The organism is Mesorhizobium sp. B2-7-1 (assembly GCF_006440735.1).
Taxonomy (GTDB): Bacteria; Pseudomonadota; Alphaproteobacteria; order Rhizobiales; family Rhizobiaceae; genus Mesorhizobium.
Genome location: NZ_VFUA01000094.1, coordinates 1 through 22,017, shown reverse-complemented (window position 1 = coordinate 22,017; position 22,017 = coordinate 1). Strand labels below are relative to the sequence as shown.

23 protein-coding genes and 1 tRNA gene are annotated in these 22,017 nt (G+C 65.0%); 10 read left to right on the top strand and 14 right to left on the bottom strand.

Features of this window, described 5'->3' with window-relative positions; all coding sequences use genetic code 11:
* Positions 1–132 precede the first annotated feature (132 nt).
* The 3 genes from FJ471_RS26675 to phaC form a co-directional block, all read right to left on the bottom strand.
* A tRNA-Glu gene (locus FJ471_RS26675) sits at positions 133–207 on the bottom strand.
* 154 nt (positions 208–361) lie between these two features.
* Complete coding sequence (locus FJ471_RS26670; RefSeq protein WP_181179756.1) at positions 362–1,522, bottom strand: YcbK family protein; 1,161 nt, start codon at positions 1,520–1,522, stop codon at positions 362–364.
* A 326-nt stretch (positions 1,523–1,848) separates the two neighbouring features.
* Entirely contained in the window at positions 1,849–3,684 is a 1,836-nt protein-coding gene (gene phaC / locus FJ471_RS26665) for a class I poly(R)-hydroxyalkanoic acid synthase (protein WP_140807709.1), read from the bottom strand.
* A 97-nt stretch (positions 3,685–3,781) separates the two neighbouring features.
* On the opposite strand from phaC, the gene FJ471_RS26660 reads away from it, so the two are divergent.
* From FJ471_RS26660 to recJ, 6 genes are all read left to right on the top strand, one after another.
* Entirely contained in the window at positions 3,782–4,189 is a 408-nt protein-coding gene (locus FJ471_RS26660) for a hypothetical protein (protein WP_181179754.1), read from the top strand.
* Between the two features lie 47 nt (positions 4,190–4,236).
* On the top strand, positions 4,237–5,454 hold the full coding sequence (locus FJ471_RS26655; RefSeq protein WP_140807708.1) for an LL-diaminopimelate aminotransferase: 1,218 nt from the start codon (positions 4,237–4,239) through the stop codon (positions 5,452–5,454).
* Positions 5,455–5,501: 47 nt separating this feature from the next.
* A complete protein-coding gene (locus FJ471_RS26650; RefSeq protein WP_140807707.1) occupies positions 5,502–6,815 on the top strand; it encodes a homoserine dehydrogenase in 1,314 nt (437 codons plus the stop codon).
* Positions 6,816–7,016: 201 nt separating this feature from the next.
* On the top strand, positions 7,017–8,000 hold the full coding sequence (gene glpX / locus FJ471_RS26645) for a class II fructose-bisphosphatase (RefSeq protein WP_140807706.1): 984 nt from the start codon (positions 7,017–7,019) through the stop codon (positions 7,998–8,000).
* Between the two features lie 70 nt (positions 8,001–8,070).
* On the top strand, positions 8,071–8,295 hold the full coding sequence (locus FJ471_RS26640) for a DUF6434 domain-containing protein (protein WP_140807705.1): 225 nt from the start codon (positions 8,071–8,073) through the stop codon (positions 8,293–8,295).
* On the top strand, positions 8,296–10,080 hold the full coding sequence (recJ, locus tag FJ471_RS26635) for a single-stranded-DNA-specific exonuclease RecJ (RefSeq protein ID WP_140807704.1): 1,785 nt from the start codon (positions 8,296–8,298) through the stop codon (positions 10,078–10,080). It abuts the gene before it with no gap.
* Between the two features lie 16 nt (positions 10,081–10,096).
* On the opposite strand, the gene FJ471_RS26630 is transcribed toward recJ, so the two are convergent.
* The 3 genes from FJ471_RS26630 to folE form a co-directional block, all read right to left on the bottom strand.
* The gene (locus FJ471_RS26630) at positions 10,097–11,062 is read right to left on the bottom strand and encodes a patatin family protein (RefSeq protein WP_140807703.1); all 966 of its coding nucleotides are present in this window, start codon (positions 11,060–11,062) and stop codon (positions 10,097–10,099) included.
* Between the two features lie 84 nt (positions 11,063–11,146).
* Entirely contained in the window at positions 11,147–11,605 is a 459-nt protein-coding gene (gene hisI, locus FJ471_RS26625) for a phosphoribosyl-AMP cyclohydrolase (protein WP_140807702.1), read from the bottom strand.
* A gap of 40 nt (positions 11,606–11,645) precedes the next feature.
* On the bottom strand, positions 11,646–12,278 hold the full coding sequence (gene folE / locus FJ471_RS26620; protein ID WP_140807701.1) for a GTP cyclohydrolase I FolE: 633 nt from the start codon (positions 12,276–12,278) through the stop codon (positions 11,646–11,648).
* A 236-nt stretch (positions 12,279–12,514) separates the two neighbouring features.
* Between folE and FJ471_RS26615 the strand changes: the two genes are divergently transcribed.
* A complete protein-coding gene (locus FJ471_RS26615; protein WP_040981567.1) occupies positions 12,515–12,961 on the top strand; it encodes an iron-sulfur cluster assembly scaffold protein in 447 nt (148 codons plus the stop codon).
* 9 nt (positions 12,962–12,970) lie between these two features.
* Here the strand turns inward: FJ471_RS26615 and FJ471_RS26610 are convergent, their stop codons facing one another.
* Positions 12,971–13,876 (bottom strand): LysR substrate-binding domain-containing protein, encoded by a 906-nt coding sequence (locus FJ471_RS26610; RefSeq protein ID WP_140807700.1) that lies wholly within the window; start codon positions 13,874–13,876, stop codon positions 12,971–12,973.
* A 92-nt stretch (positions 13,877–13,968) separates the two neighbouring features.
* On the opposite strand from FJ471_RS26610, the gene FJ471_RS34935 reads away from it, so the two are divergent.
* The 3 genes from FJ471_RS34935 (at position 13,969) to blaOXA (ending at position 15,522) form a co-directional block, all read left to right on the top strand.
* Positions 13,969–14,127: a hypothetical protein gene (locus tag FJ471_RS34935; protein WP_181179752.1), complete on the top strand. Its 159-nt coding sequence runs from the start codon at positions 13,969–13,971 to the stop codon at positions 14,125–14,127.
* A gap of 62 nt (positions 14,128–14,189) precedes the next feature.
* Positions 14,190–14,564, top strand: a complete 375-nt coding sequence (yidD, locus tag FJ471_RS26605; protein WP_140807699.1) for a membrane protein insertion efficiency factor YidD — start codon at positions 14,190–14,192, stop codon at positions 14,562–14,564.
* A gap of 145 nt (positions 14,565–14,709) precedes the next feature.
* The gene (gene blaOXA / locus FJ471_RS26600; protein ID WP_140807698.1) at positions 14,710–15,522 is read left to right on the top strand and encodes a class D beta-lactamase; all 813 of its coding nucleotides are present in this window, start codon (positions 14,710–14,712) and stop codon (positions 15,520–15,522) included.
* A 67-nt stretch (positions 15,523–15,589) separates the two neighbouring features.
* On the opposite strand, the gene FJ471_RS26595 is transcribed toward blaOXA, so the two are convergent.
* From FJ471_RS26595 to FJ471_RS26565, 7 genes are all read right to left on the bottom strand, one after another.
* Positions 15,590–16,558, bottom strand: coding sequence for an ABC transporter permease (locus FJ471_RS26595; RefSeq protein ID WP_140807697.1), 969 nt, complete (start codon positions 16,556–16,558; stop codon positions 15,590–15,592).
* On the bottom strand, positions 16,555–17,547 hold the full coding sequence (locus tag FJ471_RS26590; RefSeq protein ID WP_140807696.1) for an ABC transporter permease: 993 nt from the start codon (positions 17,545–17,547) through the stop codon (positions 16,555–16,557). The genes FJ471_RS26595 and FJ471_RS26590 overlap by 4 nt, the downstream gene beginning before the upstream one ends.
* Entirely contained in the window at positions 17,544–18,293 is a 750-nt protein-coding gene (locus FJ471_RS26585) for an ATP-binding cassette domain-containing protein (protein WP_140807695.1), read from the bottom strand. The genes FJ471_RS26590 and FJ471_RS26585 overlap by 4 nt, the downstream gene beginning before the upstream one ends.
* On the bottom strand, positions 18,283–19,044 hold the full coding sequence (locus FJ471_RS26580) for an ATP-binding cassette domain-containing protein (protein ID WP_246684842.1): 762 nt from the start codon (positions 19,042–19,044) through the stop codon (positions 18,283–18,285). The genes FJ471_RS26585 and FJ471_RS26580 overlap by 11 nt, the downstream gene beginning before the upstream one ends.
* A 1-nt stretch (position 19,045) precedes the next feature.
* The gene (locus FJ471_RS26575; protein WP_140807694.1) at positions 19,046–19,996 is read right to left on the bottom strand and encodes a threonine/serine dehydratase; all 951 of its coding nucleotides are present in this window, start codon (positions 19,994–19,996) and stop codon (positions 19,046–19,048) included.
* A complete protein-coding gene (locus FJ471_RS26570) occupies positions 19,993–21,009 on the bottom strand; it encodes a succinylglutamate desuccinylase/aspartoacylase family protein (protein WP_140807693.1) in 1,017 nt (338 codons plus the stop codon). Before FJ471_RS26570 ends, FJ471_RS26575 begins: the two co-directional genes overlap by 4 nt.
* A 74-nt stretch (positions 21,010–21,083) precedes the next feature.
* On the bottom strand, positions 21,084–22,017 hold a 934-nt coding region (locus FJ471_RS26565; RefSeq protein ID WP_140807692.1), incomplete at its 5' end, for a substrate-binding domain-containing protein.

Here is a 22,017-nt window from a genome sequence, read left to right as displayed (position 1 = left end):
GCACCATGGATCAGCCTGAGGTTTGAACGCACCGCTGTTGAACTTGCCACGTCGAGCGTGCTCGATTCCGAGCCCGATTTGCCGGAAATCGGACAAATCCGTTCTGATGTCCGCTAAACGTTTGAAAAAAGCTGGTACGCCCAAGGGGAATCGAACCCCTGTTACCGCCGTGAAAGGGCGGTGTCCTAACCGCTAGACGATGGGCGCGCTCAGACGAAGCGGCTTATAATTGCGTTGTTGCCAACCGGCAACCCATCTGCCGCCACATGCGACAACTTTTTTCACGGCGCCGTGAAACGTGCGGCTTTAGACGGAAAAAGTGCGTTACGTGCATGCGGATGCGGCCGAAGGGCGGGCAGGCTCAGCCGTCCTCGCCACCGCCGCTGCGCCTGCGGCAGCGCCAGTTCCAGTCGCGCTCGGGGCCGACGTCGACATGGACGGATTCGGTGTGGCAATAGGTGCCGACGCCGCCGCGGCCCGGCATCGTGCGGACGTAGTTCGCCAGCTCCCACTTCGACACGCCCGGCACCTGGATGTCGGCGGCGGCGCAGTACATGTGCAGCGAGTTCTTGGCGCCGTTGGCGCGGCGGTTGCGCGAGGGATCGCGATAGCCGGAGGTGACGACCATCTTGCGGCCGAAATGGCCCTCGATCGTCTTCAGCACCCGCACCAGCGACGGCTTCAGGCAGGCGACGTCGACGCTTTCGTTCTGCTTCAGAAGGCCGTTGGGCGCGAGCCTTGCCATGCCGGCGGCCGAGGCCACCTGGTAGGAGCCACCGCCGCCCTCATCCTCGTTGAGGTCGACGTCGCTCTCGTCGTCGATGCCGGACTTGCGCTTGATCTCGAACAGCGCGGTCTGGCGAACACCGGGGAGGGCATCGGCGCCGGTGATGTGATTGGCCGGGTCGTCGATCGAGGCCAGTTGCACCCGCTTCTCGGCCGGAGTCGCCGAGGCCAGCGTCACGATCGGCTTGGCCGGCGGTGGCGTGGTCTTGGCCTGCGCGGCGGACTGGTCGCCGGAGCGCGTGATCAGGGGGGCTGGCGCTGCCGAAGCCGGGGTGGTGCTGAACAGCGAAGCGAACAGGCCCTTCTTCGGCGCGGCGATCTGCGGCTGCGCCGGCTCGCCCGCGGTCACATAAACGCCGTTGCTCATGGCCTGCGTGGTCGCCTGCGCCTTCGATGCAATGGCGGCGGCATCGCCGGCGGCGACCTGCTGGGCGACGCCTTGCGTCTGATCCGCCGTTTGCGCCTGCTGAACCAGCGGTTGCGGCGTGCTGCCGGCGATCGTGGCGGAGCCGGCCGGCACGGCGACGGCCGGGAAGGCGGCGGCTTGCGGCCGCGTCTCCGGCACATAGGCGACCTTCTCGGGCAAAGGCGTGTCGCCTTCGCTCATCACGGTCGATGCCGGGTCAGCAGGCGCCGATGCCTGCAGCGACGAATCGGCCGCGGTCGCGGTCTTGGCGCTGGATGTCGCGCTCATTTCGGTCGCGGTTGAATTGTAGGCGGGCGAAACGACCGACATCGTCGGGTCGCCGGTCGATGTGCAGGAGGCTAAAAGCACGGAAAAAAGCGCTGCCGCAATGCTGCGACTTTCCCTTCGTGCAAGACGCCAACCTGCTGATTTCAAAATAAATTCCCCCTCGGTATCCGGTCGGTTCGTTATCGCCACGCCACTCCAGCACCGTGCCGCGATAACCCTCCTGTTCCCAACCGGAAGCGGGACGTGTGTCGAATCTGCAAGCCTCGAAATTATTCTGCGTCGGAAGGTGATTTGATGCCGCCGAACGATTGACGCCACCATTTCGTCCTGTTTTGGCGGCCCGTCAACTCACCAGACATTACAGTCCGTTACACACGCACCTTGACGTAGCTGCCCGGCGCATCTCCCAAGGTTTTCATACGCTTGCCGGGTTTGCGGGCGGGTACGTGGATGTTGTCCTGGTCCTCGATCCAGTGCTGCCAGTGGGTCCACCAGGAGCCAGGATGCTCGTGCGCCGCGGCAAGCCACGCGTTGAAGTCGCCCACCGGCTTGCCGCCGGTCCAGTACTGGTATTTCTTGGCGGCAGGCGGATTGACGACGCCGGCGATGTGGCCGGAACCCGCCATCACATACTCGACGTTGCCGCCGAAAAACTGCGAGCCCAGGAACACCGAAAGCGCCGGCGCGATGTGGTCCTCTTTCGTGGCAAGGTTGTAGACGGGGATCGTGATGTCGGCCAGCGAGACCGTGCGCCCGGCAAGCTCCATCCCGCCGCGCGAGAGATTGTTCTCGAGATAGCAGTTGCGCAGGTAGAAGGAGTGGTTGGCCGCCGCCATGCGCGTCGAATCGGAATTCCAGTAGAGCAGATCGAAGGGCAGGGGTTCCTTGCCGCGCATGTAGTTGTTGATGACATAGGGCCAGATCAGGTCGCCCGAACGCAGCATGTTGAAGGCGGTCGCCATCTTGGTGCCTTCGAGATAGCCTTTCTCGCTCATCGAGCGCTCGACGGCTGCGACCTGGTCCTCGTCAACGAACACCTTGAGGTCGCCGGCATAAGTGAAATCGACCTGGGTGGTGAAGAAAGTCGCCGATTTGATGCGGTGGTCGCCTTCCTGCGCCAAGAGGGCAAGGGCCGCGCCAAGCAGCGTGCCGCCGACGCAATAGCCGATGGCGTTGACTTCTTTTTCGCCGGTGGCCTTCTCCACTATGTCGAGGCCGAATTGCAGGCCTTCGCGGATATAAGCTTCCCAGCCCTTGGCGCCGTGGCGCTCGTCCGGATTGATCCAGGAGATGACGAAGACGGTGTGGCCCTGCTCGATCGCCCAGCGGATGAAGGATTTCTGCGGGTTGAGGTCGAGAATATAGAATTTGTTGATCCATGGCGGGCAGATCAGCAACGGGCGCTTTAGCACCGTTTCCGTCACCGGATCGTACTGGATGATCTCGGCGACGTCGCTGCGGCCGACGACCTTGCCGGGCGTGGTGGCGATGTTCTTGCCGATTTCGAAGGGCGTGTAGTCCGCCTGGCGCAGCTTCAGGTCGCCGCGGCCGGCGGCGATGTCCTCGGCCAGCATCTTCATGCCGCGCACGAGGTTCTCGCCATTCGAGGCGACGGTCTCGCGGAAGAGTTCGGGACTGGTCAGGATGAAATTCGACGGCGCGATCGCGTTCGACACCTGCTTGACGTAGAAGCTCGCCTTGTGGCGGGTGTGCTCGTCCAGGCCCTCGGCATGCTCGACCAGCTCGTTCGCCCAGCGCGACGTGACGAGATAGGCCTGCTTGAGGAAATCGAAGAAGGCATTGCGGCCCCATTCCGGGTCCTGGAAGCGCTTGTCGCCGCGCTCGGGCTGAACCGCGTCCTGTGGCGTCTCGGCGTTGGGGTTGACCTTCTGGATGGCGTTCGCCCAGACGGTCATATAGCCGGCGAAGAGCCGCGTCTGCGCTTCGAGCGCGCGTTGCGGATCGCCCAGCCAGTATTCCGAGAGCTTGGAGAAGGTCTTGACCATGTCGACGACGGGCTCGGCGACATGATCGCGCACCTCACCCTTCTCGCGCGGCTCGGCCCAGGCGGAAGCCGCCTTGCCGGCCTGCTCGACCATGCGCGCCATGTTCAAGGCGAAGCGCTCGGGATCCTTCACCAGATATTGCTCAATGGCCGAAGGTCCGCCATTTTCCGCTTTGTCCGAATCGTCAGGTTTGGACATGGTTCGCGGGGTTCCTCCCGGAGCGTTTTCTTGACATATTACCATGGGACATCTGACCGGGTCCAATTCGCTGTAACCCGGCTGCCAGGAAAACAATATGACGATTAATGTTGGCGGGACTTTTTTTCTCAGGCCGGGTTCGATTTGCCGCACGGCGGTCGTGGCGGGGCTGGTCGGCGTGCTGCTGCCCGCCGGCGGCTGCACGAGCGCCGGCACGAACAATGCGGCGCCGACGACCTTGAGCGAAGGTCCGAAGGATACCGGCTCCTATCCCAACCTCAATGTTGCGCCGCCGGTGGCCGCCAAGCAATTCACCAAGGAGGAGACCGCCGCGAACCTCGCCCAGCTCAAGGCCGAGGAGCAGGCGCAGGTCGCCAAGGGCGGCAAAGTCAAAGCACCGGCGAATGCGGCGGCGCTCAACACGCTTGCCAAGACGCATGGCGCCGACACGCTGAAGCAGATCGAGGGCAAATGCGACCCCGCCCTCGACCCTAGCTGCAATTAGGTTTATATCGCGCGCCGAAAGCGCCCCTTCGATCGTCTGGAACTCCAATGGAAGAATTTCACAAGGTCCGCCGGCTTCCCCCCTACGTGTTCGAGCAGGTCAATCGGCTGAAGGCCAGCGCCCGTTCGCATGGCGCCGACATCATCGATCTTGGCATGGGCAATCCGGACCTGCCGACGCCGAAAGCCATTGTCGACAAATTGTGCGAAGTGGTGCGCGATCCGCGCACGCATCGCTACTCCTCCTCGCGCGGCATTCCGGGCCTGCGCCGCGCCCAGGCGAATTACTACCAGCGCCGCTTCGGCGTGAAGCTCAATCCCGACACGCAAGTGGTGGCGACGCTCGGCTCGAAGGAGGGCTTCGCCAATATGGCGCAGGCGATCACCGCGCCTGGCGACGTCATCCTGTGCCCCAATCCGACCTATCCGATCCATGCCTTCGGCTTCATCATGTCGGGCGGGGTGATCCGCTCGCTCCAGGTCGAGCCCGATGACGGCTTCATCCCGGCGGTCGAGCGCGGCATCCGCCATTCGATCCCGAAGCCGCTGGCGCTGATCCTCAACTATCCGTCGAACCCGACGGCGCTTGTCGCCTCGCTCGACTTCTACAAGGACGTGGTCGCCTTCGCGAAGAAGAACGACATCATCATCCTGTCCGATCTCGCCTATTCCGAGATCTATTTCGACGGCAACCCGCCGCCTTCGGTGCTGCAGGTGCCGGGCGCGATGGATGTCTGCGTCGAGTTCACTTCGATGTCGAAGACCTTTTCCATGCCTGGATGGCGCATGGGCTTCGCGGTCGGCAACGAGCGGCTGATTTCGGCGCTGACGCGGGTGAAATCATACCTCGACTATGGCGCGTTCACACCGATCCAGGTTGCGGCGGCGCATGCGCTGAACGGCGACGGCGCCGACATCGAGGAGGTGCGCGACGTCTACCACAAGCGGCGCGACGTGATGGTCGATTCCTTCGGCCGCGCCGGCTGGACCATTCCGGCGCCCGCGGCTTCGATGTTCGCCTGGGCGCCCATCCCCGAGCCGTTCCGCCATCTCGGATCGCTCGAATTCTCCAAGCTGCTCATCGAGCATGCGGATGTCGCGGTGGCGCCGGGCGTCGGCTTCGGCGAGCATGGCGACGACTATGTGCGCGTGGCGCTGGTCGAGAACGAGCACCGGATCCGCCAGGCGGCGCGCAACATCAAGAAGTTCCTCGCGACCACCGCCAAGCAGCCCAACAATGTGGTGCCTTTAGCTGCCCATCGTTGACTTTGCCGCACATCACATCGAACAATCCTTGAGGGGCGTCGCCGGACATGGCTGAAGCGTTGCGTGTTGGAATTGCTGGCCTTGGCACGGTTGGCGCCTCGGTGGCGCGCGTGCTGCGCGACAAGGCGGCCGAGCTTACCCGCCAATGCGGCCGCGACATCGTCGTGACGGCCGTTTCGGCGCGCGATCAAAAGCGCGACCGCGGCATCGACCTCAGCGCCGCGAAATGGTTCGACGACCCGGTCAAGCTGGCCGAGAAGGCCGATATCGATGTCTTCGTCGAGCTGATCGGCGGCGACGAGGGGCCGGCCCGGCAGTCGGTGAAGGCGGCGCTCGAGGCTGGCCGCCATGTGGTGACCGCCAACAAGGCGCTGCTTGCCAAGCATGGCGTGGCGCTTGCCGAGATCGCCGAGAAGAAGGGCGTGCTGCTCAACTACGAGGCGGCGGTGGCCGGCGGCATCCCGGTCATCAAGACGATGCGCGAGGCGATGGCCGGCAACGCGGTGACGCGTGTCTTCGGCATCCTCAACGGCACCTGCAACTACATCCTGACCCGCATGGAAGCCGAAGGCATCTCCTTCGACGCCTGCCTGAAGGACGCGCAGCGGCTCGGCTACGCCGAGGCCGATCCGACCTTCGACATCGAGGGCCACGACACGGCGCACAAGCTGTCGATCCTGACCAGCCTTGCCTTCGGGACTAAGATCGCCGCCGGCGACATCTATATGGAAGGCATCTCCAACATCACCCAGGCCGACATCCGCGCGGCGGGCGATCTCGGCTACCGCATCAAGCTGCTCGGCGTCGCGCAGCGCACCGACAGCGGCATAGAGCAGCGTGTCCACCCTACCATGGTGCCGACGGCCTCGGTCATCGCGCAGGTGCATGGCGTCATCAACGCGGTGGCGATCGAGACCGATATCCTGGGCGAGCTCCTGCTCTCGGGTCCGGGCGCGGGCGGCAATGCCACCGCTTCGGCGGTCGTCGGCGACATTGCCGACATCGCCAAGAGCCGGCCGGGCTTCCAGCACGCGCCGGTGTTCGGCTGGCCGGCGAAGGAGCTGAAGCCCTACAAGAAGGCGCGGATGCGCAGCCATGCCGGCGGCTACTTCATCCGCCTTACCGTGCATGACCGCACCGGTGTCTTCGCAGCCATCGCCAAGCGCATGGCCGACAACGACATCTCGCTGGAATCGATCGTACAGCAGGCGGCCGGCGCGGAAACGCAGGCTCAGAAGACAGTCATCCTCGTCACCCACGAGACGACGGAAGCAGCGGTGCGCAAGGCTGTCGAAGGCATCACCAAGGACGGTCACCTGACCGATAAGCCACAGGTGATCCGCATCGAGCGGGCCGAATAGAGCCTGTTTGATCGACGCATGTCTTCCGCCCGAAACCGGGTCCCATTTTCGGGAGCCACGCTCGGTCGTATTCCGCCTTCAATCGATTGATTTTGCTGTCGTTTCAAAAATTGACGGGGCAAGTCTTGCCGTTGTCATGGAGCTTTGCCAGAAGAAGCGCGCCTCTGGCGGGAGGCTGAGTTTCACGAGGAAAGCCTGTTCATGAATATAGCCCAGAACATTGCCGCCGGCCTCGACCGGATCCTGACCATGGAGATCGTGCGCGTCACCGAGCGGGCCGCCGTCGCGGCCGCCAGGCTGCGCGGGCGTGGCGATGAGAAGGCCGCCGACCAGGCCGCGGTCGACGCCATGCGCCAGGAGCTCAACCGGCTGGCGATCAAGGGCACGGTGGTGATAGGCGAGGGCGAGCGCGACGAGGCGCCGATGCTCTATATCGGCGAGGAGGTCGGCAGCGGCAAAGGCCCGGCCGTCGACATCGCGCTCGATCCGCTCGAAGGCACGACGATTTGCGCCAAGAACCTGCCCAACGCGCTGGCCGTGATCGCCATTGCCGAGAAGGGCAGCCTGCTGTTCGCTCCGGACGTCTATATGGACAAGATCGCCATCGGTCCCGGCTATGCGGAAGGCCTGATCGACATCGACGCCTCGCCGGCCGAAAATATTGCCAATCTGGCCAAGGCCAAGGGCGTGGCCGTTTCCGACATCACCGCCTGCATCCTCGACCGGCCGCGTCACGCCAAGCTGATCGACGCCGTGCGCGCCACGGGCGCTGCCATCCGGCTGATCGGCGACGGCGATGTCGCCGGCGTCATCCACACCACCGATCCGGACGAGACCGGCATCGACATCTATCTCGGCACCGGCGGCGCGCCGGAGGGCGTGCTGGCGGCGGCTGCACTGCGCTGCACCGGCGGGCAGATGCTGGGCCGGCTGATCCTCGACACGCCGGAGAAGGTGGCGCGGGCGCAGAAGATGGGCATTTCCGATCCGAAGCGCGTCTACCGCGCCCAGGACATGGCGCGCGGCGACGTGCTGTTCGCGGCGACCGGCGTCACCGACGGCAATTTGCTCGACGGAGTGAAGTTCGGCCGCACCTTCATCACCACCCACACCATCGTGCTGCGCTCGTCCTCGCGCACGGTGCGCGAGATCAAGGCGCGCCACCAGGATCTGGATAAATTTTAAACCTGCTTGCAGCGCCGGATCGCAATTGTTAGCCATCCCTGTCGCCGATGCTGGCGGCAGGGATCTGACGATGAAGGCGTTCGATTGGCACGCGGATCCGATTTCGCGCACCACTCCAATCACCAAATCCTATCGCAACACCCAGAATGTGCGCCGCTTTCTCACGCACGAATGCGGCAGTGCATTCCGGTTCGACCGCCCTTTCATGACCTGGCTCAAGGATGATACGGAAAAGACCATGGGTGATGCGGCGGACGAATGGCGGCGCCGCCAGGCTGAAAAGCGGAAAGCGTAGTTGAGCGGCGAAAAGCGCCCCTTCCTCGATGTCAGGCAGTCGGCGACGGGTGTTTCCTGGGAACACCGGCTCACCGAGCGGCAGGACATGGCCGCCTTGGCCATCGCCCAGGGCCATGGCGTGCCCGACATCGTGGCGCGGGTGCTTGCCGGGCGCGGCGTCGGCGTCGAGCAGACCGAGCGCTTCCTTGACCCGACCATTCGCGAGCTTCTGCCAAATCCGGCATCGCTGACCGATATGGAGAAAGCGGCGGCGCGGCTGGCCGACGCGGTCGTCGCCCATGAAAAAGTGGCGATCTTCGGCGACTACGATGTCGACGGCGCGGCCTCGTCGGCGCTTATCAAGCGCTTTCTCACGCATTTTTCAGTGCCGTCGGAAATCTATATCCCGGACCGCATCTTCGAAGGCTACGGGCCCAATCCGGAAGCGATGCGGGAGCTGATCTCGCGCGGCGCGAAGCTGATCGTCACCGTCGATTGCGGCACCAACAGCGCACCCTCGGTCGACGCGGCCAGAGAAGCCGGTGCCGATGTCGTGGTGCTCGACCATCACCAGGTCGGCGGCCCGCTGCCGGCGGCGGAAGCTGTCGTCAATCCCAATCGCGAGGACGACCTGTCGGGGCAGGGACATCTGTGCGCCGCCGGCGTCGTTTTCCTGTGCCTTGTCCAGACCGCCAAGGTGCTGCGCGAAAGGCTGCCGAATGCGGCGCCGGTCGATCTGCTTTCAATGCTCGATCTGGTGGCGCTGGCAACGGTCTGCGACGTGGTGCCGCTCACCGGGGTCAACCGCGCCTTCGTGGTCAAGGGGCTGCAGGTGGCGCGCCAGCAGAAGAATGAGGGGCTGGCGGCGCTGGCGCGGGTTTCGCGCATCGGCGAGCCGATCAACACCTTCCATCTCTCCTTCCTGATCGGCCCGCGCATCAATGCCGGCGGCCGTATCGGCGATGCCGCGCTCGGCAGCCGGCTTTTGGCCACCGACGATCCCGTCGAGGCGGCAAGCATCGCCGAGACGCTCGACCGGCTGAACCAGGAACGGCAGCAAATGGAGCAGGAGATGCTGGCGCAGGCGCGCGCGGAGGCCGACGCGGAGCTTGCCGGCGGCAGCGGCCCGGCAGTCATCGTCACCGCCAGCAACACCTGGCATCCGGGCATCGTCGGGCTGATCGCTTCGCGGCTCAAGGATTATGCGCGCCGGCCGGCCTTCGCCATCGCCTTCAATTCGACCGGCATCGGCACCGGCTCGGGACGTTCGGTGACCGGCTTCGATCTCGGCCGGCTGGTCCGCGAGGCGGCCGAGGCCGGGCTGATCGTCAAAGGCGGCGGCCACGCGATGGCCGCCGGCATCACCGTCGAACGCGCCAAGCTTGGCGAACTGCGCGCCTTCTTCGAGGAACGCGCCGCGGCCGACGTGTTCCGGCTGCAGAACGAGGAAAGCCTGGCGATCGATGGTGCCTTGGCCGCCGAGGGCGCCACACTCCAGCTGCTCGATGCGCTGGAGAAAGCCGGCCCGTTCGGCGCCGGGCATATAGCGCCGGTCTTCGTGCTGCCCCGTCACAAGCTCGCCGATGCGCGGGCGGTCGGCACCAACCACATCCGCGTGGACCTGCAGTCGCAGAGTGGTGGCAAGCTTCAGGCTATCGCCTTTCGTGCCGTGGATACGGATCTGGGCGAATTCCTGTTCAAGAACCGCGGCAGGACCGTGCACGTCGCCGGCTCGCTGTCGGGCAATTACTGGAACGGCAACCGCACAGTGCAGTTCCGCATCAGCGATGCGGCACTGGCCTAGCAACAATATCGGGAATTCAGACCAGAACGGACTGCAGCCGGGTTAGTTCGCTGATCTGCGACTTCGTCGCCTGATAACCGAGGCTGATCGCCTCGTCGGCGCGGTGGAATTCCGTCAGGCCGATATGGCTGAGCTTGGGCTGTAGCGACATATCCGGCGGATCGCCGGCCAGCCTGGCGCGCGAGATCCGGTCCTGGATGATGTTGAAGGCCTCGACCATGACGCCGGTGATGCCGAGGCGCGTCTGGTGCGACTGGGGATTGACCTGGCCAGATCGCGGCGCGTCGTTTTCGACGAGAAGCTCGCCGGCGCTGTGCTTGATGACGGCGGCGCGACCGAACAGGTCGTAGTGCAGGTTGACCGCCACGACGAGCGGCTGCTCATAGGCGCGGCAGACCGAGACCGGCACCGGATTGACCAGCGCGCCGTCGACCAGCATGCGGCCGTTGCAGGCAACCGGCTCGAAGACGCCCGGCAGAGCATAGGAGGCGCGCATAGCGGTGACGAGCGAGCCGCTCGACAGCCAGATCTCATGGCCGGTACGGATTTCGGAAGCGACGGCGACGAAAGGCTTCGACAGGTCCTCGAAGCGGGCGCCGTCGAGGTGCTCGCGCAGGCGTTGGTCGAGTTTCATGCCGCCGAACAGGCCGCTGCCGCGCAGGTTGAGATCGAGAAGGCCGAAGATGCGCCTTTTGGTCAGGCTTCTGGCGAATTCCTCCAATTCGTCGAGCTTGCCGGCCAGGTAGCAGCCGCCGACCAGCGCGCCAACCGAGGTGCCGGCGATCATGGATACTTCGATGCCGGCCTCGTCGAGCGCGCGCAGCACGCCGATATGGGCCCAACCACGGGCGCAGCCGCCGCCGAGCGCCAGCGAGATGCCTGCTTTCCTGCCTGGCTTCGGATCGGGCACGCCGCCGGACGATGCGGGGCCGTTGGCCTCCCGAACGTCAGGTTTGCTGCGCAATGACGCCCATTCGAGCATCACGATCTCCCATGTCCCATATCCCTTGTACCACAAGGACGTTCGAGAATAGTGAATATGAGTGGTTTGTGAATATTGAACGGTTCACAGAGGCTTCCGATACGTTTGGTCCGCATCGAACAGCGGCCTGCTGCCGTCGTCGGCAAGCGTCGCCTTGCCGTCGTTCAGCCCCACCGTCCGATAAAAGCAGGAACGTCTGCCGGTGTGACAGGTTGCGTCGTGGCCCAACACTTTGACGCGCAACCATATAGCGTCCTGGTCACAATCCGTGCGCATCTCGACGACGTGCTGGAAATTGCCGGACGTCTCCCCCTTCTTCCACAGCGCGTTGCGCGAGCGCGACCAGTAATGGGCGATGCCGGTCTCCAGCGTCAGCGCCAGCGCCTCGGCATTCATATGCGCGACCATCAACAGCATGCCGTCGCCGGCATCGGTGACGACGACGGTGACGAGGCCCGCGGCATCGAAGCGCGGAGAAAGGACAGAACCTTCCTCCAGCGCTTTCTTGTCTGATGAGGCTTTCGGAAATTTTAGTGCCGACATCGCCGGTCCTTATGTGTTTGGGCCGGCGAGGGCCGGCAAATCAGCCGCCGGCGCGCACCATGGTGACGAAGCGGACCTGCTCTTCGGGCGTATCCTTGAAGACGCCGGTGAAGGTCGAGGTCAGCGTGGTCGAGCCCTGCTTGCGGATGCCGCGCATGGCCATGCACATATGCTCGGCCTCGAGCATGACGGCGACGCCGCGCGGGTTGAGCACGTCCTGGATGACGCCGGCGATCTGCGCGGTCATCGCTTCCTGCGTCTGCAGGCGATGCGCGAAGATGTCGACGACGCGCGCGATCTTCGACAGGCCGACGACCTTGCCGTCCGGCAGATAGCCGACATGCGCCTTGCCGATGATCGGCACCATGTGGTGCTCGCAATGCGAATGGAACTTTATGTCCTTGACGATGACGAGATCGTCATAGCCGGCGACTTCCTCGAAGGTGCGACCAAGCTCGTCGGCCGGGCACATGTCATAGCCATTGAACATTTCGCGGAAGGCTTTGGTGACACGCTTGGGCGTATCGATCAGACCCTCGCGCTCGGGGTTGTCGCCCGTCCAGCGCAAGAGCGTGCGCACGGCGGCTTCGACCTCGGCCTCGGTCGGCCGGTCGGTGACAGGCTTTTCCATATAATCGGACGGGGGCATGATTTTCTTGATGACGGCATCCATAAAGGCGTCTCCCGTAGTCCCACTCAAAGGTGGGACGAGTTGAACGGACCACGACCTTTTGGGTGAAAATCGCCCATTTCCATCCCGCAAGCGGCGTGAACATTGGAGCAGGGACAATGGCTTGTCTTCGCCTTGTCGATGCCCGACTGCCACCATTATATATGGTTCCAGCAAAGCGAAAGGAAGACGCGAGAGCGGCAAAGCCTGTTCGCTGGGCGGCGACGGATTGGAAAAATATGATCGACGACGTCTACAATGCGAAAATTCTCGGCTTCGCCGGAAACATAGGGCGGATCGGCCGGCTCGACGATGCCGACGCGACGGCCAGGGCGCATTCCAAATTGTGCGGCTCGACCGTCACCGTCGACCTCAAGATGGACGGCGACGTGGTGACCGATTTCGCCCATGACGTGAAGGCCTGCGCGCTTGGCCAGGCCTCGTCGTCGATCATGGCCCAGCATGTGGTTGGCGCCAGCGCCGACGAATTGCGCGCCGTGCGCGAAACCATGCTGAAGATGCTCAAGGAGAACGGCGCCCCGCCGGAAGGCCGCTTCGCCGACCTCAAATATCTGGAACCGGTGCGCGACTACAAGGCACGCCATGCCTCGACCATGCTGACCTTCGACGCGGTGGTCGATGCGATCGGCCAAATCGAGAAGAAGCGCGCCGGACAGGCGGCTTGAAGGTAGCGGCTAGTCCGCTCCCCGGGTCACGGCGAACTCGCTTCGGACCCAGTCGGCGAACGCCCTAGCGGGTTCCGGCAGGTCCGCCAAGCTCCTGGCCACCAGCCAGTAGGCGCCGGAAGCGACATCGATATCGAACGGTTTGATCAAAGTGCCTGACGCGAGCTCCTCGCCGATCTGCAGGAGGTCGCCGAGCGCCACGCCATGGCCGAGGAGTGCCGCCTGTTTCGAAAGCGAGATATCGGCCAGCATCGGGCCACGCGCGGGGACCGCGTCGGCGGGCACGCCGGCCGCCTGGAACCAGCGCGCCCAACCCTGGCGGTTTTCCTCATGCAGCAGCGTGTAATGGCGAAGGTCGATCGGCTTTTCCAGGGGAGGGCCAGAGGCCAGCAGCGCCGGCGACAGAACCGGAGAATCGACGGTCGAGGCCAGGCGCTCGGCCTCTGTGCGCGGCCATGAGGTGGCGTGCGCGCTGAAACGCAAGGCGAGCTCGGGCTGATCGCTGCGGAACTCGATCGGCCGTAGATCGACTTCGAGGGACACGTCGATGTCGGGTCGCAATTGGCGAAAGCGGTTGAGCCGCGGCACCAGCCATACGGCTGCCAGCGACGGCTCGACGCTGATGCGGACCACCGATTGCGCCGGCGAGGCCGTCAGCTCGGAAAGCACGCGGTCGATCTCGTCGAAGCTTCTGACCAATCGGTCGAGCAGCCTTTGTCCCGCATCCGTCAGTTCGACGCGGCGATGGAGGCGAACAAACAGCGGTCTTCCAAGGAAGGTCTCCAACTCGCGTATCTGCCGGCTGATCGCAGCCTGCGAGACATAAAGCTCCTCGGCCGCCCGGCTGAAGCTCAAATGCCGGCCAGCCGTCTCGAAGCTCCTGAGCGCCGTCAGCGGCAGCCGTCCTCGCTTCATTTCGCATAACCTCAAGTTATCCGATGCGGAAATTATACTCGTTTGAGGAGGAAGGCCAGCGGCAGTCTAATCCGTTTCAAAGGAGATCTGCCATGAACGAGTTCCTGGCCATTTTCAGCGACGTGATACGGATAGCGACCTTCCAATGGCACGGCGAAGTCGTGCGCGGCGGCCACCATAACTATCGCGATCTTCCCTCCCATCATCGCCCATGGAACGGCAGCCATGCCGCGCACCGCTCCAGACCGTGAGGGCATTGCGTTTTCGGCGCCGAAGCCCACATCTATCGCGCAGTGAAACAGGCTGTGGAGCGATGGGCGACCATCACGGGCATACACATGGCGTCCGGCCGGTGCAGCGCGGGCGCAACTGGCCTGGGCCATGGCGTAAGACGCCCGGGCGCATCCTGGGCACGTCGCTCGTGCGCCTCTATCAACTGACGCTCTCAGGCTTCGTCGGCAACAGCTGCCGGCACCTGCCGACCTGCTCCGAATATGCGTATGAGGCGATCGCCCGCCACGGCCTGTGGGCCGGCGGGTGGATGGGGCTGTTCCGAATCTTGCGTTGCGGGCCGTTCGGAACGCATGGCATCGACCGCGTGCCGGAGACGCTTGCGGCTCGCTATGCCTGGTTCATGCCCTGGCGCTACTGGCAGATCGGCAAAAGGCACCGCGAGCCCGAAATCTGATCGCTTTGGCCGTCACGCGCGACCCGGATTTAACGATCCGGTAGGGTTAACGCGAAGCTGCACAAACACTGCGAATTTGAGACAAAATCGAGACAAGCCGCCTCGCTAAGCCGCTCCCGTAATCTCATTCCGGAGTGACTTCGCCATGCGCCAGATGGACCGCTATCCCTTCATTTTCGCCATCGTCCTTTTCCTTCTGGCCTGGATGCTGGGCCTGCCGGTGCGGGCGCAATCGGCGCCGCTCGACGACATCCACTGCACGCTCATCCAGGATGCGCAAAGCGGCGCGACACTTTACCAGGACGGCGTCTGCGACCAGCGCGTCAGCCCGGCATCGACATTCAAGGTGCCGCTCGCGCTGATCGGCTACGATGCCGGCATATTGAGCGACCAGCACACGCCGAGCTGGGACTACAAGCCGGACTTCAAGGCGGCCAAGCGTGACCAGAAGACCGTCGATCCGACGATCTGGGAGCGCGATTCCATCGTCTGGTATTCGCGCGAGATCACGCGGCGTCTCGGGGCGGAGAAGTTCGCCTCCTATGTGTCGAAATTCGGCTATGGCAACAAGGACGTCTCGGGCGACGCCGGCAAGGACAACGGGCTGACGCAATCCTGGATCAATTCCTCGCTCGAAATATCGCCGGTCGAGCAGACGGCCTTCCTGCGTCAGCTGCTTGCCGGCAAGATGCCGGTATCGGCGAAGGCGCATGAGATGACCCAGGCGATCCTGCCGACCTTCGCGGCGGGGGACTGGACGGTGCAAGGCAAGACGGGCAGCACGAAGCTTGGCCAGGACGGCAAGCGCTCGCTCGGCTGGTTCGTTGGCTGGGCCGCGAAGGACGGCCGCCGCATCGTCTTTGCCAGGCTGGTCGTCGATGCCAAGCGCACCGACCAGCCGAAGGGCCTCGCGACGCGAGCGGCGTTCCTCAAGGATTTGCCGCAACTGGTGAAATGAGTCTCGCCCGACGCAAACCAGTTGCGGCTGATCGGGCGGCGCGCCAGCCACGCTCGAGCGGTCGCGCTCAGATCAGCGTGCGGACATGGGCTTCGCGGCCGTAGATCGAGACCAGTGCGAGAATGACGATCCCCAGCGCGGCCTGTACCGTGGAGGGCGCGAGCCCGAGACCAATCAGGAACGTGTTGAGCTCGATCAGCACCGCCGAGCCGGCAATCGTGCCGACCAGGCTGCCGCGCCCGCCGACGAGCGCGGTGCCGCCGATCACCACCGCGGCAATGGTCTGGAACAGGTAGGGCTGGCCGACATCGCCATAGGCCGAGCCGGTGAAGCCAAGCAGCAGGATGCCCGCGAGCGCGGCGAACAGGGCGCTCAGCGCGTAGCTGACGATGACGATCCGATGCGGATCGATCAGCGCCAGCGGCGCTGCCGTCGGGTTGCTGCCGAGCGCATAGACCTGCCGGCCGAATGGCGTGCGCGCAAGCATCACGTGGACAAAGATCGCCATCACCGCGAAGCACGGCACGACCCATGGGACGGGCAGTGGGCCGATCGTTCCGCCGATCGACACGAACTCGCTCAGATAGGCTGGAGCCGAGCCGGTCGGCAGCCCGCCCGTCCACATCAGTACGATGCCCTGTACCGTCGTGCCGACGCCGAGCGTCACGATCAACGGATGGATCCTGAGGAAAGAGGACAGCGCGCCGTTGAGGGCTCCGATGGCCATCGACAGCAACGCCACGACGAAGCAGACCAGCCAGAACGCCATCCCGTCGCCATAAAGCGAGGCGGCAACGACATTGGCGAAGCCGATGACGAAGGGGATCGACAGGTCGATTCCGCCAAGCAGGACAACCAGTGTCTGGCCGATGGACGCCACGGCTATGAATGTCGCCAGAACGAGCATCGAGCGGATGGCGAACGGTGCGCCGAAACCCTCGATCGCCAGCGAGCCGAGGAGGAGCAGCACCAGAGCCATGGCAATGGCGCCAAGGGTGCGGCGGGTGTTGGCGCCGAGGCCGGAAAGGACGTTCATCTCGATCCTCCCGCGATGCGGCCGGTCAGCGCGTTCAACGACACGGATGCGACCAGGATGACGCCGTAGAGCGTATGCAGCAGGAAGCTCGAGACGTTGAAATAGGTGAGCGTGCTCTGCAGCAGGAAAATCACCGCCGCGCCCAGCGCCGCGGCCGCGAAGCCGCCGCGCCCTCCAGCGAGGCTCACGCCGCCGAGCGCCACGCCGGAGATGGCGACCAGCGTGAAGGTGGGACCGACATTGGGGTCGGCCGAGCCGAGCAGCGCGCTAAGCAAAAGCCCTCCGGCGCCGGCAAAAAGGCCGCCGAGCGTGTAGGCGAAGACACGCACGCCGGTCACGGGAACGCCGGCGGTGAAGCAGGCACGGTCGTCGCTGCCGCACGCCATCAGCCAATCATAGACGGTCAGACGCTTCGCCAGCAGCCAGATTGCCGCCATGCCGGCGAGCGGAACGATGGAGTAGGGGCCGGCAAGGGTCTTCAGCCAGGCGGGTGCCGCGCCCTCCGGCGCAGGCAGAAGGCTCAGCGTCACACCGCTGAGCACCAGATAGGTGCCGAGCGTGGCCACGATCGGCTGGATGCGCAGCACCGCGGAGAGCAGTCCGTTGAGCAGCCCGACAAGCGCGCCGATCGCAAGGGCGACCGGCACCAGCACCCAGGGTTGGTCGATGCCCAGATCGCCCGCCAATACCTTGACCAGGATGATGTTGATGAACCCCATCAACGGACCGATCGACACGTCGATGCCGCCGCGCCCGGCCATGATCGCCGGCATGGAGGCGATGGCGGCGGCCATCGTCGGGCCGGCCAGGCCAATGATCGTGCCCCAGGAGTCGGGCAGCATCCAGGCGCGGTTCAACCACAGGTCGACGATGAGCAGAACGACAAGGATGACCAGGGCCGGCGCCGACTCCCGACGACCGGCCAGGAGCGCTCCGATGCCATGGGATCGCGCTGGCGTGCTGCCCGCAATTGGTGCGGCGGCCGTCATGCGACGCGCCCGAACATTGCCGCGATCACTGTGCTGCTGTTCATATCGGCCCCCGAAAAGGTAGCGACGAGGCTCTGCTCGCGGAACACCAGAAGGCGGTCGCAGAGGCGGAAGATTTCCTCGAGTTCCGAGGACAACACGACGAGCGCCATGCCCTCCTGTCGCGCGAGATCGCGGAAGGCCTGGTAGAGCGTTTCACGGGTCCGCTGATCGACACCGCGAGTGGGGTCGTTGAGGAGAAGGATCCTCGGCTCGCGCGCCAGCCAGCGCGCCAGCAGCACCTTCTGCTGATTGCCGCCCGAAAGGGCGGTGATCGGCTTGTTGCCGCCGGGCGCGACGATCGACAGCCGCTCGCGGTAGCGCTCGAAGCGCTCACGCCTGGCGCGCGTGCTGATCAATCCGAAGCGACGATCGCGCCCCAGCGTCACCATGCTGAAATTGTCGAGGATCGACAGCGAGGGGAAGATGCCGTTGGCTCTGCGGTCACGGGCAAGATAAGCGATGCCCAGCCGTGTCGCGTGTCGGAAATCGTCGATTTCGACATAGCCGGCGCTGCCATGACGGACAAGGACGCGACCGTCGACCGGCGCACGCAAGCCGGCAAGCGTTTCGAGGAAGGCGTCCTGGCCATGTCCGTCGAGACCGGCGAGGCCGACGATCTCTCCCGCATGGACGAGTTCGTCCAGCCCTGGCAAGTTGTGAGCAAGCGATACGCCTTCCACACGCAGGGCCGGCTCAGACGGCATGATCGAGCTCCCTGGCGGCGGCGGGCGCCATCAATTGCAGCAGCCGCTCGGCGGAGACCGACGCGGTTTCCAGCGTATCGACCAGTTGCCCATTGCGCAGCACGGTGACCCGATGGGCCAGACGCATCACCTCGTCCATCCGGTGCGAGATGAACAGCACCAGCCCGCCCGCCCGGGCATGGTCCTCGATCATCTCGAACACCGCGTTGCGGTCGCCGAGATCGAGCGCGGCGGTGACCTCGTCAAGCACAAGGACTTTTGGGCGGCGGACCAGGGCCCGCGCAAGCACGACCAATTGGCCCACCGCCAGCGACAGCGACCCGGCCGGCGCATCGAGATCGATCGGCAGGCTGGTGATCCGCGAGAGAGCCGCCGCCGCGATGCCGTGACGCGCCGAGCGGCTGGCGCGCCAGCCGAAGGCCGAGCCGGTGCCGAGCACGATGTTGTCGGCCACCGAGCGCTCGGGGGCGAGCAGCACCTCCTGGAAGACGGTCGCCAGGCCGAGTTGCTGGATGCGCGCCGGATTGGAACCGGTGACCGGCCGGCCAAGCATGCGGATACTCCCGGAGGAGGGCGCGACGATCCCCGAAAGCAATTTGACCAGCGTGCTCTTGCCGCAGCCGTTCTCGCCGAGGATGGCGTGGACCGAGCCTGGCTGGAAAGCCAGATCGACGTTCGACAGCGCCACGGTCTCGCCATAGCGCTTCGACAGACCGCACGCTTCGAGCATCGGGGCGCGCTCGCCGGTCATCTCACTGGCCGTCCGCGCCGACGCCGTTGCTGCCGGCGCCGCAGATAAGCGTCGCGACCTTTGCGCGCGGCGGCAAACGGAGCCTGCCCGAGCGCAGGGCCGCGATGCCGGCAGCGCCGCTCAGGTCGGCCGCGATGCCGAATTCGAACCACAGCCAGCGCGCAGCCGCCAGCATGTCCTCGTCGGTCACCAGGACGATCTCGTCGACATGATCGTGCACGATGCCGAAGATGCGCTCGTCCGTTCGTCCGCAAGCCATGGTGGCGATGCGGGTGGTGACGGCTGGCAGGGTGACCACATGGCCGGCGGCAAGAGAGGCCTGGAGCGTCGGCGAACCGGTGGGCTCGATGCCAATGATACGGATCGAAGGTTTCAGCGCCTTGAGGGCTACCGAAATGCCGGAGATCAATCCGCCGCCCCCGATAGCGACCAGCACGACGTCGAGCTCCGGCAGCGCGTCTATGAGCTCAAGCCCGATCGTGCCCTGGCCAGCCACGACCTGGGGATCGGCAAAGGGGTGGAAATAGGCTGCGTCGCGCTCCTTGGCGAACGCCAGGGCCGCACGGTTGGTGGCGTCCCAGATGGCGCCCTCGACGCGGACCTCGGCGCCCCACGCACGGAGCTTTTCGATCTTCGCCTGCTCGGCCGTCTCGGGCACGAACACCGTCGCCCGCACTCCGGCGATCGTCGCCGCTCGCGCCGTCGCGAGGCCGTGATTGCCCCCCGAAGCGGTCACGATGCCGGTGGCGAGCTCTTGCCGGGGCGTGGTCAGCAGGCGGTTGGTCGCCCCCCTGGCCTTGAAGGAACCGGTCGGCTGCAGCGACTCGAGCTTCATCCAGACTTCGGCATCCGCCAATGGCTGCCGGGTCGCCGTCGCTTTCACGACCGGCGTGCTTCTGATGTATGGGGCTATGCGTTCGGCCGCCGCTTGCACATCGTCGAGGCCGATCACGGCAGTTGCCCGCGATAGGGCGTCGCCACGACCATGCACACGTTGCCGGGCCGGACCTGGCCCGGCTGGCGACGGACGTAAACGATGCCGTTGGCCCGGTAATAGAGCGTTTCGGGGGCGCGGCCGGGATTGGCAAGGAAATGAATGCGCCCGGCCGGCTCGCCGGCATGCACCTCGACGCCGTTGAGATGCAGCGGTTCGAACACGCCTGTCTCGGTGGCGAGCACATAGGCATCGGGAGTGATCTCATAGATGTCAGGCCGCGTCATGGAGGGCGGCCCATCTTTTCCGGGCGGCAGCACGCCAAAATGCGCCAGCAGGTTGCGCAGGCCTCGCCGGACGACCGCCAGCGCTTCGATGGACACCCCGCCGCCGCCGGCGAGTTCTGTGCCGACCACCGTCAGTCCCGCACGCACCGCCGTGGCCGTCGAGGTTCGTGGATCGCCGCGGTTGGAGATGATCACGACCATGGGCGCGCCGAACGCCACGACCGCATCGATGTTGCGCTTGAAATGCGCCGGATCGGCGGCCGGCTCGATGGCGGCGCTCGGCACGTTCACCGATGATGAACCGCCGGAATGGAGGTCGACGAAAACATCGGCCATCGGGAACAGGACATCGCTGATGTAGGCGGCGATCTGGGCGGTGATGGTGCCGCCGTGGTCGCCCGGGAACAGGCGATTGAGATTGAGGTCGTCGACCGGCGAGGTCCGCCGACCCGCCACGACCGCGGGCAGATTGATCGCCGGCACGATGATCAGCCGGCCCGAGATCGAGGCCGGATCGAGATCGCGGATCAGCTCGCCGAGCGCGATCGGCCCCTCATATTCGTCGCCGTGGTTGCCGCCCTGCAGCAGGATGGTCGGCCCCTTGCCGTTCTTGATGACGGTGAGCGGGATCGGCACGACGCCCCAGGCATCCTCATGAACGGAAAGCGGGAGGTTGACGAAGCCGATCTGCTTTCCGTCCTTTTCGAAATCGATATCCGTGCTGGCCGTGCTGACGAGCTTCATGGTGGTTCTGCCAAAAATGTCTGGAAGTGAGGAAGGGCCCTCCGAAGAGGGCCCTTGGGAGGTCTCGGCGGGCGTTACTGGGCGCAGGGATCCGGCGTCTTGGCGTAGTCGAATTCCGGCGTCGGCGCCGGCTTCTTGAAATACCCGTTCATCAGGTCCTCCGGCATCGGATCCTGCGGCGCGACCGGGAAGACCGACACGGCGTCGGCCGTCATGCATGAGCGGTACCATGAACCGAGGTCGCCGATCTTGACGTCGGGTACGGGGATTTCCACGAGGCTCACCTTGGGCTCCTGGCCCAGCAGCATCCGCACGCCGACGCGCACGGCCGTCTGCGCGGTCCATGACGGCAACAGCGCGCCGCCGGTGAACTTGAAGTCCGGGTGCGCTTTCCAGTAGCCGAGCGCATCGCCTGAAACGCTGCCGGTAATGACGGGCGCCGGCCGGCCCGCCTGCGCGAAAGCCTCGGCCACGACGCGCGCTTCGCTGCCCGAGGTCCACACCGCGTCGACCGGACCCGGATGGGTGGCGAGCGCCTGCAGCACCACCGTCTTGGTCACCGCCGCGGTCCAGTTGCCGTTGACGTCGCGCACGACCTTCACGCCGGGCGATTCCGCGAACGCCTTGTCGGCTCCGGTGCGCTGCTCGGCAACGAGCGGGCTGCCGGCAATGCCCTCGACCCTCAGCACATTGCCTTTGCCGTTAAGCGCCGTGGTGATGTCCTTGGCCATGTCATAGCCGAACTTGATGTAGTTGGAATCCACGCTGACCGCGTAGGGGGTGGTGACAAGGCCCACCGAGACCACCGGAATGCCCGCCTTATAGGCCGCCTCGATGGCGTCGTTCAGCGCGGTCGACGATCCGGCCACGACGGTGATGATGCTGCATTTCTTGTCGATGAAGGCGCGGAGCTGGGCGATCTGCTGGCTGGTGTCACCGTTGGAGTCCGAAAGCTCGAAGCTGCTGACGCTGCCGTCGGCCTGGAAAGCGCCGACGAGTCTCTTGAAG